We start from the raw sequence: 17,588 nt of genomic DNA on the forward strand, positions 1-17,588 counted from the left end.
GAATTGCGGGTATATTCTTCAATTTAGATTAGACAAGCTAGGCATCAAACTAGAGTAATTATATCATACTAAAAGGTAGTTCCAAACGAACTACCTTTTAGTATCTAAGTTAAGCTTTACCTATCCTCAAGGCGCTTCAATAAATATCTCGCAAAAACAATCAAGGTATGATATCTAAAAGTTGAGTCTTCCTCATCAGAGAGTCCAGGGTGACTTCCCTGAGGATGAAGTCTTTTCCATAATCCAGAAACGAACGTTTTATCACCCTTACTACCTGGAGAAGGAACTTCGTTTAAATCCGGTGAAAGGAAAACGGGATTTAATAGGTTAGGGGCAGACAATAGAATTACCGCTTCTCCATAATTATTACAGGTCATTTCTGGCAATAATTTTCTCGAAATTTCCATTAAAAGCGACTCCATAAAAGGCCGAAATTGAGAATTTGCACCAGCCCAATTTCCTGTTGAATGATTTTGAATAGCCTGTTCCAAATGTCCTTTAGTTGTGCTAAATTCGTAATGATCTAAAAGCCGAAACAATTCATTTTCAGTATCCATTTCTATAAGTTCACTTGGAAGAAGAGAGGTTAGTACACCATCTCTGATAGTATATCCGTCTCTTTTTATTGAATTAGCCAAACTAGGATATTTTTTACAAAACTTATCATCGATAGACAATTCTACTAACAGTCCTAGGGAGAGAGGATCAGAGTAATCAGGAGTACCACCTTCAGCTACTCTAGTTATAAGGAAGTCAATTGCATCTCTCTGTTTTGATTCATTCTGAAGTATGGCAGAATAAAGAATATTAGATTTAGCGGCTCTACTCAAAGTATTATCTACAGAAATATCAACATAGGTCAATAATGATGATATTTCTGTAGAGTTCCACTCTCTTACTAAAGAACTAATTAATAAAACACTTTTTTTTGATAACATAGGCTTTAAATTTATCCCACAAATATAAAGTAAAAAATCAACAGGGAATTAATTAGAGACAAAAAACTCACATTTTCTCACGCTTCACCCTCATTTGCCAAATCCGCTTTGATCTCTTTAAGCACAGCTTCAAACACAGTAACATGCGGGGTAATATCCGTATCCTGTGGGAAAGAGAACTGTTTGTTCCCTGATTCTTGGAACATGAGGCCTGCATATTCCTCTCTCTCCACTGTCTGCTTACCGGTAGAGGTCGTTACTTCTTCACTTGTCTTCTTATATACATTGCAATGCATTTTGATGAGATTTCCGTTATCGACATTATAATCTACTTTGTACTTGTAATCTCCGCTTTCGGCTGAACCCGCTACGGTTGTTGTTCTTGATTCTTCTGTAAACATGATCTTTATTTTTTAGGATTAATAATTTCATCTAGTACCGGGCATACCGATTCCTGCACGAAAGCAAGAAAGCCCTCACGGATGTATCTGTTAAGGATAGCCGCCTGTCCCGCATCGACTTCTATCTCACCGTCTTTATAGATACTGCGGGCCAGTTCTAACTCTCCCAAATCGGCCGTCTTTTGATAGATCGCATTGCCTAGTTCTTTACTCAAATCAAGGGTACTTTTCTTTCCCTCGATATTCTTTACTTCAATCTTTCTAAAATCAATCTTCTTCATTCTCATTTAATCTATTAACCATTAAAAGTATTGTATGTCCAATAAGTGCCATTATACATGAATATTGCAAAACAGCCCTTATTTAGTTGTACGCTTGTAGACCTTTCACGGTACCAGTCTCCATCATTGATTATATAACTGCCATTTACCCATATTCTGCCGCCTCCATTTTTTCTTATAAAATACATTTGACCTTTTTCAGGAGATGCCGGGAGAGTTAGAGTTATTTCACTATCTGATACGGATATAATAATGCTATCAAACACAGACAATGTCTGAGATGATGAGATTGTACGTATGCGAAGCCTAAAGCCACAGATATCCCCTTTGGGAATGTATAATGCATGATTGCCCGTATATTGAGCATCCGTATCATCATAAGACGAAGCTCCTTCCACACTTAAATAATGCCCTACATTTCCATAACCAAAACCGGTAATACTACGTGTTACTACATTCTGTTGCGGACATAACAACGCTCCGCCCATTGTGCCGGGAAATGTATCAGCACCGATACGAACCACCGAATTGCTACCAATGAAACGAATTAGAGCCGCACTTAACAACATTGAATCTGAACCGGATGTAGCAGTTAAACTACCCATACTTGAACTTACGATAAACGGTCCTACCTTAGCTCCGTCTGTAACAGTCAATCGGCCCGTTGTTATATCCGTGGCGGCTATCTTACTGGCTAAAAGCGACGTAGTTATTATAGCGTCCGCATTAATCAAAGATGTGCGAATCATTCCTCCGTTAATGATAGTATTGCCCGCAATTGCCTGCGCTTCCATTGCCGAGTAGTCCGCATAACCTAGACTTGTTGCCAGATTGTTCCGTGAGGTTGTGACGGCTGCAGTTTGAGCAGTGGTGATGGCCGTGTTCACATCTTCGGGAGCGGGCGACCAATCAGTCGCTTTAGAACCTTTTTCAACTTTATACCAGTTGACAGTGGCTAACCCTAATCTACTGCCTTCGGATGGGAAAAGATAAGAGGATATGCTATAATATCCCGTGATTGGAGCGGTAAAAGTACTAAAATGTGTACTGTCTACTAGTGTGTTAGCGGCCATATTAAATTGCCAACTCCAATCTGGAATATAAAAAAAGACTCTCAGATCTTTTGAATCAGATAATGCCTGTTGATCTATGTGCCCGTTAAAGGAGAAAGTATATGCCTGCCCAGCTATTAGATAAACCGATCTACCAGCGAATCCATACAGGTTAGATGTTTCTTCGACCTTACTACCAAGTACTAGATTTCTACCTCCAATCTCCAAAGCATTAACCGCATTAGCTACAGAGTCGTTTGTGGCTAATGAGCTAAATACGGTTGCGCCCGTTATGTTGACAGACTTGGCACCTAACGACAGCGTATTCCCAGACATTGTAAACCAGCTTTCCACCTGTGTCTTTATTATTCCTCCGGCTTGGGTTTGCGTCGTGATTCTAGCATCTATCGTATTGGGAAGCTGAGTGATAGCCGTTCCATGCGTGTTTACCGTCCCGCTCAATGAATCGAAAGCGGTCTGAGACACTTTACTGCTGATCTGATTACTTAAAACTTCTATTCCTGCATTATAAGTAGATTTTGTTGTAAAGTTTGTATTTGCATAGTCCTTTGCGGTAGCTAAAGCCGCTGTTGCCTTTACTTGTGCATCGGCCGTAACATCTTCGGGAGCGGGGCTCCAGTCGGTTGTTTTGTTGCCTAATTCGACTTTAACGTTGCGAACATGAGGTTTAACTCCTGTTCCATAAATGCCATACCACGACAACATACATCGATCTCCATTAGCGTCATTTTGATGATAACTAAATGATCCTACAGTAGAATAAAATCTTTTCCATTCTGTGGTTACAGAGAAAGTATTATTTATATTTATTCCGTATCCCCCTAAGCTATAAAAGCTAATATTACCCGATACATCAGCGCAAATATCAAAAGAGAAGATAACTTGCTTACTCAAATTAGCAATAGCTATATCTGTGATTTCTATTGAAACATATTCCCTGGAGCCAGATCTTTCTATAGCGCTATTTAGCAATAAATTTCTTCCACCAACCTGCACATCATTAACGGCCGTTGTAATCTGACTTTTAACCGTCAAATTGATAGCATCGGAAGTGATCTTCGCTTCGGCAGATGTTAATCTGGTATTAATGCCCGTAACTGTCGTTGAATCGGCTTTTAATGCAATCTGATTATTCAGTTGGTTGATACTCGTTGAATGGGAACTAACCGTATTACCGATTGTGGTTGTCTGAGATACGAGTGTACTTATACTTGTCTCGGCGATTGTTAGACGGGATACGGTATTGGTGACTTGCGTTTGTACATTGGAAATGTTCGCATCCACATCTTCAGGGGCAGGGCTCCAATCGGTTGCTTTGTTGCCTTTCTCAAGCTTAACCCATGCAACATTAACAATAACACTACCTATACTATATAGATATACACGCAATGATTGATTAACTGTAGATGTATTTTTGAATATCTTAGTTATGGTTTTCCAACTAGTAGATATATTAGGATCACCCCCATATATATTTTCATAAGTATGAGTGCCTACTGGTATTTGAATATGCAGTGGAGTCTCGAGGTTACCAGCTAATGCATTGTTACCTTTCACCATCATGCTTAATGTATATTCAATATTAGGTTCTAATATTGGATTATAAGTCCAATAAAAGCCAGAAGCTCCTTCAACCTTTAAAGTTGATTCTCCTAAGTATGTATTTGTTGTATCAACAGTCAATGCTGCTCCATTACTTATGATATATGGCACTGCATTATTAACTACTGCTTTTGAATTTCTAAATAAGTTTCGTCCACCAATTTGCACCCCATCCACAGCCGTTTGCGCCGCTTTATTGCTTGCCTGCAAAACTATTCCGTCAGCTTTTATATTGATTGAAGCTTCGGCGGACTCTGCACGTCCAGCAGCACTTTCTGCACGAGTGGCTTTAAGTTCAATTGCATCGGCCGTCTGGTTTATGCTTGTCTCCTTCTGAGTTACAGCTTGCAAAGTAGTTGCTGCGTCGAAAGCAGCTTTGGTTGCATCAGTTGCTTTTTGCCCGGCTGTTGTTGCCGAGCCTGCCGCTTCACCCGCTTTAGTACTTGCTGTTCCGGCAGAAGTGGCCGCCTCACCCGCTTTGCTCGTTGCCGTTTGTGCGGCCGTTGTTGCTTGCGTAACCTTGATGCTTATCTGTCCTTCCCGAACCTCAAAGGCTGTTTGAACTGCTGTTATCTGATCGTTTAGTTCATCCTCAATAGACTTGCCATTGCGAAGGATAAATAACCCTTTCAAGAATACATTACCCGCCCAAAGACCGTAACCGTGAGGCTGTGCATTAGAGGGGAAATCGGAATCGGTAATACCGTCCAAGCAACCTAATATCACTCTGGATTTACCTGTAAGATCAGTAGAGTTAATACCATCCAATACGGAGAAGCGGGGTTTACCGTCTTCGGATGCGGTGAGATACAATATACCTTGTCGGGCCGTGTTCGTTTTGTTACCCATCTGAACAAGATCATCGCCAACGGCCGGAACAACTCCATCAGGAAAGTTTGATTTAAGAATAAGGATTGCTTCACCGCTCACGGAATCAATCGGTACCCAGTAGTATTTTGCCCCTGTACTGCTAAACACTTGGCAACGTACCAAGTCATCGGCGGCAAAAGTCATATCGCCTTCAATACCTAACACGTAGTAAGTTGGTGAACCTGTTGTTTCTGTTACAGACTTTATACGTCCGTTTGCCGGAGAGACAACCAAACCGCCATTGACCGCCCTGACTTTTGAAATGATGAGTTCAAAAATGGTCATGGCTTTGCGGATAACAACGTTATCCACTTCAAGATTCCAATCACCCGAAAGTGACTTATAAAGCTTCATCCCTTCGCCCGTTATGCCGGGAACAAAAGATTCGGAGCTTACATAATCCTTCACTATCGTTTGAAACAAGGTCGCTACATTGGATACGTTCAGATCGTATGTCTCTGCCAGCTTTTGAACAAGCAAATTCAGCGTAGTGACTTTATCCGATACAGTTACTGTCTTTGCTTCCAATGCCGCAACTGTGGCCTTAATACGTGCTACGAGATTGCGTACTTCGGCATCACCGTTAGAATCTATCTTGCCTCCTGAAATTCCAGTTACGTATTTTCCTAGTAAAAGGCCATCTTCTGCAGTAATAACCTTTTTGGAAACCAAACCTTTGATGAATGTAATTGCTTCGGCTGCCGTATCAACACTCGTCCTTGACAATGCTCTCTCTGCAATCTCTTTCAATGCACGCAAGGAAGAGAGCACATTGCTATCAGAGGCCTCACGTTCATCAATTGTCTCTAATATTGATACGCTTGAAGCTCCATAGCCGCCATTCACCGTTGTAGTTGAAGATTTTATATTAGCGACTTCCGTTTCAATCTTATCTTTCCATTTCTCATCAAGATAGTTAGACACGACGCAAGTCAGTTTGCCCGTGTACAAATTCCTTTCAATGGAAGTTATACGAATAAGCTTGCTAATATTATGGAGAGGAACATTTATGGTTATTAGATCGCCACAATGCAAAGTTATGTTCTTTTCACGTAGATACCGATAATCGACATTGAGTTCGAACTTAACTCTCTTTCGGCAATAATAAGACAGCCATTCTGTAGCCTTGGAACGTAGTTTAGTGATCGCATTTGTTTTGTAGGTGCCACTAAGTTTGATACCCGTAAAATTGAACAGCTCCCCACCTCTAAGATGTTTGGAAGCACTGGGTATGTTGGGACGAACACCTGTCGTTGCATCAATGGCCGCCAATTCATCTTCCTGATAGATAAGAGTAATCTTCTTTAGGGAATTATTCCATTTGAACTCAAAGGATTTACCCATCAAATCACCTGTGAGAAAGTTTACACGTGCTTCATCAGACACGGCGACATCGGCCAAATCAAAGTCGATAGCCGCACAAATGAACTCGCGATTATTATCTCCACTGATAACCCCGACAGCACCCTCGAATGTCGGATGTATATCATCAAATTCAACAACGGCCTCAACTACTCTGTTGCTATCAGAGAAGTTTTCAATATATCCTTCCGGAAGAATAAGCCGACCGTCATAATCACCTTCTCCGGGAATAACGTTCTCTGTTCCTCCCTTTGCATACACACGGGTAACGAGATCGCCATCATCCACATTCTTTTTATCTACCTCGTACAAGCCTTCACCCTTGCCCTGCGTAAATATAAGCCCAGTCTCTTTCTCTATGTGAGATACAAAGTTGAGGGTTTTATTTTCGGCATAGTATTCAACACCGAATTTGGATGCAAAGGTATTGAGGGCATCGCGACACGTAACCCCTGCAAACGTGATATTCACGTAGTCGGTGTCCGGACAAAGACCTATGCTCCAACCCGTATCAACACCTTTAGGATTATCGGTTGCATCATAATTCACATTCCATATAAGCAGCTCGAGGAAGTCTCTCAACTTACCTGTAAGAGTAAATGTAGTACAACCGGTGATCTTGCTACAAAATAGCTTATCGATCAGCGTATAAATAGGAGCCTCAAAAGAGCTTGTATATGAATGCTTCTTCTCGGACGATTGTTTTTCCTCCGGATCACGGTTTATCTTATACTTGATTCCATCAACGAGTACATAATCTCCTTCTTGCAAAGAAATAGGCTCCTCGGTGACTACCTCAACAGTCACCTTATCCTTGTCCATGATCGTTTGGTAGAACGTCGCTTTCTCTTTTGAAATCCGATATACTACCGTTTCAACACCACTTACAAGCCTATATACATCAATCAATTTCGTCATGAGATAACCCTACATTTTAAGTCGAAGCTAAGCACCTTTTCGGCAACAGCTTTCGTTGTTATTCCATCTTTAAAATATACCGTCTTATCGGCATTACCCGCTATTTTCAAAGTATGTGTTCCCGGACTCACACACAACGCATTGAATTGAGACATTTTTATATATAAGTCGGACAATGAAAAACCTTTCATCTTACACGATATAGAAAGGTCTAATGCGGATCGGTAAGATGTGTTAGTGTAAGGCAACGTAGTGCTTATATCAATGCGTGCGGCAGTGTTATTAATATCTCTCCATGAAGAAAGATATATCCCAAAGTCTTTAATCAGATCGTACGTGTCAAGCCTGTAACTGCCGCTCCCAGATCCTTCAATTGACATTGCCACCGGGGTATAGTCTTGCTGCCAAAATGGAACCTCTACAGTGGCCATATTTACATAGAAGTATTCATCCACTGAAATAGCCCCTTTCTGTATCACATCAAATTCATCAAATTCAGTGTATAGCTTCGTGCAGGCAATACAGGCCGCTTTAAATGTTGCTAGCTTCGTATGTAGGTCAGATAAAGATGCGCCTTTTATCGCGACGTTTAATGTGAGAGTTCGTCCGTCGAGTTCTATATCATCTGCATCAACGAAAGGTTCAATCGATGTGCCCCAATCATATTCCGTTGTATCGGTCCGCTTTGGTAGGCTGAATAATCCGGAAAGGGATATAACCTCCCCGGATACTTTTGATGGTATTGCACCGAATGTGCTCAAATCAACCCCGTCTATCTTGTATGTCATACTGTTACCTCCCTGATGTGTCTTTAGTGTTCTTGCTTATATCTTCCAAATCACCTTTCATCTCTTTTAAACTGTCATTCACATTTGATATACTATCACGTAGCCCGTCCGTATTGTTAGCTGTTCTAAGTGTATTTGCATTGATCTGGCGGGTTTCATCCAGTATAGATGACACGTTATTCATTGTTGTTGCATAATTGGCAAAATGAGAAGGCAGTAACTCTTTTATCGCACGAATGTCGAGAGTGCCCATATTGATAGCTCCAAGTACTTCGCTGGCCGTACCCTCGGTAAGAGCATCCTGTAATTTGCCACTTACTCCATCCTCACTGGAAGAATTATCTATACCGACAGTATCAAGAAGGCCGTTAATTTGTGATTGCGCAGTGTCATAAATGGTAGAGTATTCTTCTCGTAGCTTTTTCACTTCATCATCAGACAAAACGCCATCGCTCATATCTTTGGTGAAGTTATCATACCATCCTTTTAAAGCGTCAGTCATATAAGTAGTCTTCACAATATTGAGGATCGCAGTCTTCATATAGTCCTCAAAGTTATCAGCTATAGTCTGCTCGGTAGTATCAGCGCTTAAAAGGAAATCATCCAAAGCATCCTTCGCATCATCGAAGGATAGACCGGTTAGAGATTCCGACAAGGCATTGGAAACCTCTTCTTCTTTATCTGCTAAATCATCCCATGCGTCAATCAGTTCTTGCCAATCATCTAGGTTACGAATGCCGAAGCCATTGTTCAAATAGTCAAGAAGATCATTACTTGACATGAATTCTTTCAGTTCTTCAATGGAGCTTATACCTAGTTCGGATAATGAAAGGTTGTTATTCTTACCTTTCTTTGCTAAGAAGTCATTTCCTAACAAACTTTCAAACTGCTGTTCATAATACCTCTTCTGAACATCAATGGAGGTTTGTGTCAAAGAAGCCAAGTAACCTTTCTCCGCATTCGTAGCCGCATTGATAAGGTCTATACGCTTTTCAATAAGAGAGTTGATTGTGTCCTGTATCTGAGATATCTTTTCCGTCACACCTTGCAGCTTCTCTGTGTCGGCTTGTTCTTTGCTTTTGCCGGATATTAATTCGGCCACCTTAGTAGCAAGTTGAATGGCGGTACTGATAATAGCAAGAATAACAGATGCCTTTTCTATGGTACTGACAGACTGTGCGGTGGTATTTGAAACGGTCTTGATACCATCCATAGCAGACATTGCGAAACTGCCTATGTTTCCAACCAATGAGATTATTTCACCCGCAGTTCCTCCAATGGCAGAACCTACATCAGTTAAGGAGGTTGAGAGATCGCTTATTTGTTCTGTTACTTTCTTCTCCGCCTTGGTTACCTTGGCATCTTTCTGTATTACTTCATCTTTCGCTTTGTTAAGTTTGGATAATGCTTTCTCCTCCGTCAAATAAGTTTTGTCTATCTTACCCGTCTTTTGGTTATAGCTGGTACTAGCAACTACCTTCTTGCCACCTTTAACGTCATCCATGTTTTTTTGAGCCTCCGCGAGTGCTTTTTCGGCTTCCGCAAGTTCCGACTTACGCTGAGCAAGCATTTCGAACGGATTACGATTCTCGAGCTCGTCCATAATATCAGAAATCGTTTTCGTATACTCGCGGAGCTGTTCAGGATCTAGCGTCTCAGCGGCTACTTGTTTTGCGTTCTCGAATTGAGAAAGCAGGGAATTAAGCGTTTCTGTAGAAGATTGCTTTAAGTTCTCAAAGGCTCTCACATAGTCCGGAGACTCTTTGAGTTGCTTAAAATCAACCGATGCTAAAGATTTACCTTTATCTGTATCGGCTTTCCCTATACTTCTGTCTATTACATCGACCTGCGCCGTGTCTCCTTGTGCCTGTGCTTTTTCTCGCTCTTTCTTTAAGGCTTCTATATCATCATTGTACTTCTTCTCTATAGCGAGACGTTCATCTGTATAGGATTGATATTGGTCCTTTAAGGACTTCAATAAATCTTTTTCAGACTTGATCTTATCTCTATCGGCGTTACTTTTATCGGTAGAAATGATCTCCTGTTGCTCCTTAGGCAATTGAGCGACAGTCTTTATGGTAGGGGTGAATACTTCACCTTTCGCCTCATGATCCGGATGTTTGTTGAGCCACAACTTTTCTTCGTTCTCCTGTGCAATCTTGATAAGTTCTTGGGCCTTTTTATCCGTATCAGTTATTCTCTTTTTATGGTCAAGGTCTATTTGTGCCTGTTGTTTGGTGTAGCCATCTTCCATAGCATTGATTCTGGACTGTTGAGCATCAAGTTCGCCTTGGGCATATATTTCCTTAATCTTTTGGTCATTCTCCTTTATCTGGCTGATACGTTCGGCAGCTTCAACTTTTTCCTTATTTGCCTTTTCGGCCGCTTTCTTTGCTACGTCCGCATCTTTCTTATAACTATCATCACCATTGAATGGGGTGATTTTGGCTTTCTCCAAATCAGCATTTATTGTCTTCTCTAATTTGGCGGCTGAATCTATGACCTTATTACCCCAGATAAGATGGACTTGTGCGCCTATGCGCACTTTATCTGCACGCTTCTTGCGGTTGGCTTCCGCATTCTTTGTGTCAGACTTATCAATGTAAGTTTCTGTTGTATCAGACGCCCCGGCATCGCTAGAGCCTGCTTTAAATGTGCGCGTTTTCTTGTAATCATCTTCAGTTGGTGCGGTGTCCATAATAAGTTGCGCTTGCAATTCGCCACGTGCCATCTTCTCGTATTCATCCATAGCCATTTTAGCATAAATGGCCGCTCGCGCTCGTTTCATCATAGCATTTACAACAGCCTCTGTTCTATGGTCCAATACGTTTTCCGCTTCAGTCACGGTGTTAACTGATATACCCAACTTATGGAATTCGTCTTTATTCTCGGTAATAAACTTCTTTTGCTTTTTTAGATTACCTCCAAGAGAGTCCCAACGGCCTATCAACTTGTATAGGGTAACCATCTGCTCGGCCATCGTTGAGGAGGCACCATTAGTAGCGTCTGAAACTTCTTTTTCTATCTCTTTTTGTTTTTCGGCCATCTGCTCTTGATGGGAGCTATATTTATTCCATGCGACTATTAGCCCGGTAATAACAACAGTGGCACCAAGCGTAAGAGTGGCCATGAGAGCTTTAGCAGCCACATTGGATATGCCAAGAGCAACCGCCAAACGAGTATTGGCGGCAGTTAGCATATTATGTGCCTTGGTCATAAATACAAGTTGGAAGGCGGAGTTCTTGTTAAGCGTCGTAGCAACCTGTTGAAGTCCTATGGTGATTGCCATGACAGATTGAAGTTTAGTCTGTATCTTGGCCAGATCACCATTTTCATCAGAGAATAAGCCCATTACGCCCATTCCGGCAGACAAAGCACCCGTAAGGCCTGTAACTCCTGAAATAACGCCTTGAAAGTTAGCCATTGGGCTAGTGAGTATTTTCATTTGTTTGTTGGTAACATTTAATTGCTTTTGCAGCAACAAAGCTTTTTGCCGTAAATCTTCGTAGGCTTGTGACTCACGTCCTCCGGCCATAGCCATTTTAGACATTTCATCTTTTAGAACTCGAATCTGTGAAGTGAGACGCCCGGCTGTTGTGGATGTTTTCCCCATTTGAGATTCATACAACGCTAGATTATCCTTAGTTTCTATTAGGACTTTCTTCGCTGCATTAAGCTCTTGAAGAGCAAACATCTTTGTTTTACCCGGAGCTGCTTTTTCAAATGTGGCCTGCAAGGATTTTATATCGGACTCTACCTGTTTAATAGATAATCTGGTTTCTGCAATTTTCTCTTTAGCAGTTGTAACGACCTTAATAGAGCCTGTCTTCTTTAGAATGTCTTGCATCTTTTGACCTTCAACTGCAGTTTGTTTCAGTCCTACACCTAGGTCTGTAACAGTGTCCCTTACTTTCTTTACAGCAGGAGCGGAAGTTCCTACATTAGTAAGTGAATTTTTCATTTTGTTGCCTTCTGAAACAACAGAATCTGTCATACCCTTTACTATACTCTTGCCCTCTTCGGCATCTGACTTCAACCCCGAATTATCTATTCCGGAAGCGAAAACCAATGCATTGTTTTGATTCTGTATACCCATAGTTATATCATTTATAGTAAAATATAAATCGGGTGGAGTTTTATTTTTATTATAGAATGCATACCTTTGCAGTATTCCAAGACCAAGGGAAACAATACATATTTACTTTTGAGAGGAGTTGTTACGCTCATGTTGTACATACAATATAGGCTATCAAGTCCCTTTACTGCATAACCTCTCAAAGTTAAGTATGTTATGTTTCCTTGGTCGGAATAGGGAGGAGATAGCCTTTCTTTTATCTATTCATTAATTCATTAGTACAATGGCCAGGGAAGATGAAAATGCAGGCGTTGCTTGTGACAAAACAAAAAGTGATTTTGAGAAAGGCCGGGAGATCGGCCGCATTGAAGGAATGATTGCTTATCAAAAGCATCTCATTGAAAACATGCAGAAAGAGAATGAAGGGCTTACCAGAAAGCTTGAAATTCTTAAATGCAAATAATAATAAACCCTGCGATTCTCACGAAGGGCAGGGCATACTAATCTAAAATCAAATATTACGTAAACAACCTATCAAATTCACTAGTAATATATAATCCAATTTCACTTTTTCTATTCATCGGACTTAATCGCTCCTCCAACATCATAATATTTCTTGTATCTGATCGTTTTGCCGGGATCATCAAAGGATGGCAATTCAACCCATTCATAGTCTCCATTATCATCACTCCCGCTATTCATTGATCGTTCTTTCTCGCGTTGTATGTAGATGTATTCCTGTAACATAGCCTCTATAAGGGCATAGCTGCTTTCCAGCGTCTCATTATATGTCAGCCCTAAAGCTTCATGCGCATTGACTAAGAATCTTGCTTGGCTGAGTCCTGCCAACTCATTAAATTCTTTTGAGCGGCTATTATCTCCGCTTCCGTCCTTAACGGGCTCACGTTCGCTAGCGTCGTGATAGAGTTGCAAAAAGGGAAGTATCCTATCCTGTAGATAATTGCATTAAGCAGGATGCGTATATCCTCCCAAGTGCTGTTATCAATAAGAACGTCCCTGAACCATGCGGGCGGTTCACTCTTCTTGTTGTGAATACCAAGACAAACGATGTCAATAAGAAGCTCTCCATATTTGTCCATTATCTCTGGAAGATTTTCGTTTATCACGCCCTGCTTTTCAATCATCCTCCCCAGATCTTCTTCGTCAATTTGCAAAAGAAGAGGTCTTATCCTGAACCATGTCCGGCAAGTAATAGGATTAATAATGATGCAATCACCGGGATCTTCTCCATCCGGTATTGATTCTCTATTATTGAAATCGAAATCAATCTTAATCGCCTGTTCGGTGATTGTCTCTGATTCTATTTGTGCTAAGTATCTAATCATAATATTCTTTTAATAAAAAGGCCGGATAAAACAACCCGGCCCTTAAACCTAACCTAATTAATACAACGATCTACAACACCTCACGAGTGAATGCCGCCTTTTTTACTCCGTCCGCCGTGATAGCTGCCTGCTTATATACACGGATCAAAAGCAACTCCGGCTGTTCAGCTCCGGGAGCTTGAGACAACTTAGCGGCAATCTTGCCGTTAACGATAGTGTACTGTACTTTCTTCCCGTTGCGAACCTGCGTATCCATCTGAAAAGACTTGTTTATATCAGCCAGTTCAGTAGGCTCAGACCATTTATCCGCCGTTCCGTCAAGTGTTCCTCCCATCATGGCCAAAAGAATATCATTCGATGGCGTTGGAATGGAAAACTCGATGTAATCCGTTGAATCCTTAGTCAAGACAACATAGAACGGATCTATTGATCCCTCTGTCTCAATCTTCACTTCCTTAGGATCTTGGAAATTAAACGCCACTGAACTTTTAGTAGGAAGTGGAAGTGGGGTAAATTCTGTAGCCGGAACACCGTCCCCAACGGTTCCATAAGCAATCCTAGAAACGCCCATTGCGATGGGCCTTGCATTTGTTACTGCCATAATCTTAATTATTTATCTGTTTCAAAATCTAATCTAATATTCATACAATCAAATCCATCTTTAGCCGATTCAATACGCCCTTCCCAAGCGATATGAGCATGGCGGTATTGTCCGTCGGTAGTGGATATGTTTTTGAGAGAAGCACGAATAGCACGTACTGCCGCTTTCATGGCAGTACGGTTTACCATGCCGTTAGGGTTCAGCTTCACGAAGACATTCACATTGACAGGCAATACGGCAATGAAATCTATTTCCTCGTCATCATTACTGTTTATGTTCAGATGATTGATCACAATATGATTATTCACCTCGCCTGTAATGGAATTATCCTTGTAGATAGTCATTCCTGTATTGGCCCCATCGACAGCCTCATACACATAGTCTACTATGTCAAATTCATCAGCCATTATGAAGCTTTTTTAATGGTTTCCTGTATTGCCTTACGCATGTGTGCTTCCGCTTGACTGCAAGCTCCTGTTACAACATCATAACCTTTAGCCTCAACGGCAGCCGCATATTGCATTCCGGCCACTCCAATCAGTATCATTCCCTGAGAATATGTTAATGCAATATTTTCAACCAATTGCCTAGCCGTCGATACTCCTTTAGCCTTTTCAGTGCCCTTATCAGATTCTTTAAAATCCTCTAAGAGCATTTCTCCATCATGAACGATTATATATCCGATTGAAGAACGAAGATTTCCGGTTTGATCTTCGTAAGTGTGCAGCTCACGTGCATACTTGACAAACTTCTCACCGGTAGCCTTAAGGAGAAGGATAATACTTTCTTCCGCTTTCTCTTGGAAGATTCCAAACCATTGGTCGAGATCATCATTGGAAAACATGGGCGTTAAACCGCTACTATTACTCATACGTATATTACTGAATGTGATTGATACTGTTCCCAAGAAATTATGTCAACGTCTACGCCTATATCAGCAACAACCAAATGACTCGCTGTCTTATCGGCCTTTGAATGCGTGTAAAATTCACCATGAACCTCTTTTTCATTGCCTAGAGAGTTATTTTTGATAACTACACGAGCGTTATTTACAGGATCATAGTGTCCTTTGATTTCGATTTCAGTAGGCTGTCCACTATCCACCCATTCACCATTGACCATACCACCGGAACCCGGAATAGTTACTATTGCCGTATGTGCGTTGCGCTTTACCATGATCTTGATGCTTTACCTCTGGGTACTTTAATATTCTTTCCGAGCTTAGCCGCTTTTTCAGGTTCTCCATTCTCGACATAGAGTTCCTTTGCTTTCTGAGTATACCATGAACGAGGATAAGTCATTGATAGCTTATTTTCGCTAAAGTCAGGAAGCCCGCCAATCATCGAATATACATCAGCAGCAGCAAGACGAACAACAGATTTATTGGAAGCGATATAATTGGCCGCCCCATCTAAGGAGCGGTCAACTAATACAGTGTCCAAGAATTCCTCTGCGTCAGCTACGCCTGGAAAGCCAAGTACAGTATCCCGGATTGTTTTCATTACTCTTCTACCTTGTTAGATTCAGGCTCAACATCTTCACCAAGGAATGAAGCGGGCACATTGTCGGTACCTTCTGTATCTTCATTTGTTGCCCATGCTGTACCGTCAGCTTTCATGATATACATTGCATCAGGATCATTCACTACCGGGAAAGCGTTTGCTTCCGCCTTCGTCCATTCTTTGAATGGCTCTTCCGTAGAAAACTTGGATACTAGGACGAAGTCTTTCTTCACCATGATAGACTTTTTCTTGATAGACTCGGAAGCTTCTGCCGCAATCGGTCCGTGTTGGATATCACCTACATTCAGATCTTCCAAGAAACAGACGCGTTTGCGTTCCCATGGGTTGATCGTTTTACGCTTGTGGCTCTTATCTTCAATACGTACCGCAGGAGATACAGTCAAGATTTGTACCGGAATTTCCTGTTCAGACAAATACTCGTTAATAACTTTCTTTGTGATAATGATCTTTGAAGTCTGGTTTACCCAAGCCTTAATCTTGTCAATCGTAGCCTTTTGTTTTTTCAACAATGCGAAATCAGCTGTATGCATCACAACATACTTGATTGTAATACCATCGGCAGAAGCTGCTGTGATCACATCATCAATATCCTGCAAACCATCTGCAGTAGATACGGTCGCCCAATCGGCTGTGGATACTTTCTTGTTTGCAGAAGGCATACCGCATCCAACAAATTCAGCAGTCACGATACCATTGTTATTCTGAGCTGTCAAATGGAAACCGGCTTTTGACATCAGCTGCATACACCACCATTCGAAACGTCCACGAACGGAATTGTAAACGAAATCTTCATCCTTGAAGGCCAGATTCAACACTTCCATTTGCTGAGCATCGCCCTGCGCATCACGTTGCAACTGCATGTATTCGTTGTAGTCGCTTTCATTCATACCACGCTTTACAGAAGTCTTTGGGATATCGCCCGAAAGCTTGCTTACTACTTCACGCGTCTTCTGAGGAGCGGAAGAATCAAAGCTCACGATATCGGCGATGACCGGAGCGCCTTTTTCTCCTACGAGGGTTTCCCATTTAAGAGATGATTTCTGTTTCACCCCGAAGAAGTTCGGGAAATACATTGGCTTTACATGTCTGGTGTTCAGACGAGCCGACATGTTCTTTTGGTTAACTTGTTTAATTAATGATCTTTCCATCTATTGAATATTTACAGATTATACAATACGAATTCCCTGTGCTGTCAGGCGAGCTTTCAAGGCTGTGTCAATCGGGAATGGCATGACAGAACCGTTTACGGTACCTCTTACCAGCAATCCCGATGATTGATTGGCAATGGTTAAGTTGACCTTGTTCATCGTGATTGGCAGCTCGGAAGAAGTACTTCCATGCAGAGGAACAGCAGCACCGGCAGCCGCTTTTTCTTTTGCCTGCACAAGCACTGCACCAATAGCGGCAGCACCGATAGTTCCCGCTAGTGTAATAGTATCAAAAGCATTGTCTGTTTTATCAATTGCTGAGATAACATTAGCCGCTTTCGTGTAATCGCCACCAATGGTAACTGCGTCGCCTACGGCAAACAAATGGTTCTTTTTTACTTGATAAGCGACAGCATCTGCAGCAGCCACGGCCTGTACACTCGCAGTTTTAAGCACATGATAAACACCTGTAGTCTCATCTCTTACAACGATGACCAGCGGGGGCAGTTCGTCCAACGGTCTACCACTAAAGATAGCAGTCACAAGATCAGCTCTGGCAATTGTTCCGCCGCCGATCACATCCTCGATGATTTTCTCAATTCCGGGATGGTACTGGAATTCTCTTTCTCTTTTTAAATACATAGAATAAAATATTTAGGAGT

16 protein-coding genes are annotated in these 17,588 nt (G+C 41.6%); 1 reads left to right on the forward strand and 15 read right to left on the reverse strand.

The window, feature by feature from the left end:
• Window positions 1–116: 116 nt before the first annotated feature.
• From BQ5338_RS05410 to BQ5338_RS05435, 6 genes are all read right to left on the reverse strand, one after another.
• A complete protein-coding gene (locus BQ5338_RS05410; RefSeq protein WP_071145744.1) occupies window positions 117–938 on the reverse strand; it encodes a hypothetical protein in 822 nt (273 codons plus the stop codon).
• Between the two features lie 77 nt (window positions 939–1,015).
• Window positions 1,016–1,339: a hypothetical protein gene (locus tag BQ5338_RS05415; RefSeq protein WP_071145745.1), complete on the reverse strand. Its 324-nt coding sequence runs from the start codon at window positions 1,337–1,339 to the stop codon at window positions 1,016–1,018.
• A 5-nt stretch (window positions 1,340–1,344) separates the two neighbouring features.
• Entirely contained in the window at window positions 1,345–1,620 is a 276-nt protein-coding gene (locus tag BQ5338_RS05420) for a hypothetical protein (protein WP_071145746.1), read from the reverse strand.
• A 14-nt stretch (window positions 1,621–1,634) separates the two neighbouring features.
• Window positions 1,635–7,445, reverse strand: a complete 5,811-nt coding sequence (locus tag BQ5338_RS05425; protein WP_071145747.1) for a hypothetical protein — start codon at window positions 7,443–7,445, stop codon at window positions 1,635–1,637.
• Window positions 7,442–8,233, reverse strand: a complete 792-nt coding sequence (locus BQ5338_RS05430) for a hypothetical protein (protein ID WP_071145748.1) — start codon at window positions 8,231–8,233, stop codon at window positions 7,442–7,444. The genes BQ5338_RS05425 and BQ5338_RS05430 overlap by 4 nt, the downstream gene beginning before the upstream one ends.
• Before the next feature lie 4 nt (window positions 8,234–8,237).
• On the reverse strand, window positions 8,238–12,329 hold the full coding sequence (locus tag BQ5338_RS05435) for a hypothetical protein (RefSeq protein ID WP_071145749.1): 4,092 nt from the start codon (window positions 12,327–12,329) through the stop codon (window positions 8,238–8,240).
• Between the two features lie 262 nt (window positions 12,330–12,591).
• Between BQ5338_RS05435 and BQ5338_RS05440 the strand changes: the two genes are divergently transcribed.
• On the forward strand, window positions 12,592–12,771 hold the full coding sequence (locus tag BQ5338_RS05440) for a hypothetical protein (RefSeq protein WP_071145750.1): 180 nt from the start codon (window positions 12,592–12,594) through the stop codon (window positions 12,769–12,771).
• A gap of 110 nt (window positions 12,772–12,881) precedes the next feature.
• On the opposite strand, the gene BQ5338_RS05445 is transcribed toward BQ5338_RS05440, so the two are convergent.
• The 9 genes from BQ5338_RS05445 to BQ5338_RS05485 all read right to left on the reverse strand — a co-directional run bounded on the left by BQ5338_RS05445 (window position 12,882) and on the right by BQ5338_RS05485 (window position 17,568).
• Complete coding sequence (locus BQ5338_RS05445) at window positions 12,882–13,157, reverse strand: hypothetical protein (protein ID WP_235816371.1); 276 nt, start codon at window positions 13,155–13,157, stop codon at window positions 12,882–12,884.
• A complete protein-coding gene (locus BQ5338_RS05450) occupies window positions 13,127–13,654 on the reverse strand; it encodes a hypothetical protein (protein WP_394331124.1) in 528 nt (175 codons plus the stop codon). Before BQ5338_RS05450 ends, BQ5338_RS05445 begins: the two co-directional genes overlap by 31 nt.
• A 70-nt stretch (window positions 13,655–13,724) precedes the next feature.
• A complete protein-coding gene (locus BQ5338_RS05455; RefSeq protein WP_071145752.1) occupies window positions 13,725–14,255 on the reverse strand; it encodes a hypothetical protein in 531 nt (176 codons plus the stop codon).
• Window positions 14,256–14,263: 8 nt separating this feature from the next.
• Entirely contained in the window at window positions 14,264–14,662 is a 399-nt protein-coding gene (locus BQ5338_RS05460; RefSeq protein ID WP_071145753.1) for a hypothetical protein, read from the reverse strand.
• Window positions 14,662–15,126 carry a hypothetical protein gene (locus BQ5338_RS05465; RefSeq protein ID WP_078063400.1) on the reverse strand — a complete coding sequence of 155 codons (465 nt, stop codon included), beginning with the start codon at window positions 15,124–15,126 and terminating at the stop codon, window positions 14,662–14,664. Before BQ5338_RS05465 ends, BQ5338_RS05460 begins: the two co-directional genes overlap by 1 nt.
• Window positions 15,123–15,431 (reverse strand): hypothetical protein, encoded by a 309-nt coding sequence (locus tag BQ5338_RS05470; RefSeq protein ID WP_071145754.1) that lies wholly within the window; start codon window positions 15,429–15,431, stop codon window positions 15,123–15,125. The genes BQ5338_RS05465 and BQ5338_RS05470 overlap by 4 nt, the downstream gene beginning before the upstream one ends.
• Window positions 15,425–15,757: a hypothetical protein gene (locus BQ5338_RS05475; RefSeq protein ID WP_071145755.1), complete on the reverse strand. Its 333-nt coding sequence runs from the start codon at window positions 15,755–15,757 to the stop codon at window positions 15,425–15,427. The genes BQ5338_RS05470 and BQ5338_RS05475 overlap by 7 nt, the downstream gene beginning before the upstream one ends.
• Window positions 15,757–16,926, reverse strand: coding sequence for a major capsid protein (locus BQ5338_RS05480; RefSeq protein ID WP_071145756.1), 1,170 nt, complete (start codon window positions 16,924–16,926; stop codon window positions 15,757–15,759). The genes BQ5338_RS05475 and BQ5338_RS05480 overlap by 1 nt, the downstream gene beginning before the upstream one ends.
• 18 nt (window positions 16,927–16,944) lie before the next feature.
• Entirely contained in the window at window positions 16,945–17,568 is a 624-nt protein-coding gene (locus BQ5338_RS05485) for a hypothetical protein (RefSeq protein WP_071145757.1), read from the reverse strand.
• Between the last annotated feature and the right edge of the window lie 20 nt (window positions 17,569–17,588).

It is taken from the genome of Bacteroides ihuae, assembly GCF_900104585.1.
Taxonomy (GTDB): domain Bacteria; phylum Bacteroidota; class Bacteroidia; order Bacteroidales; family Bacteroidaceae; genus Bacteroides; species Bacteroides ihuae.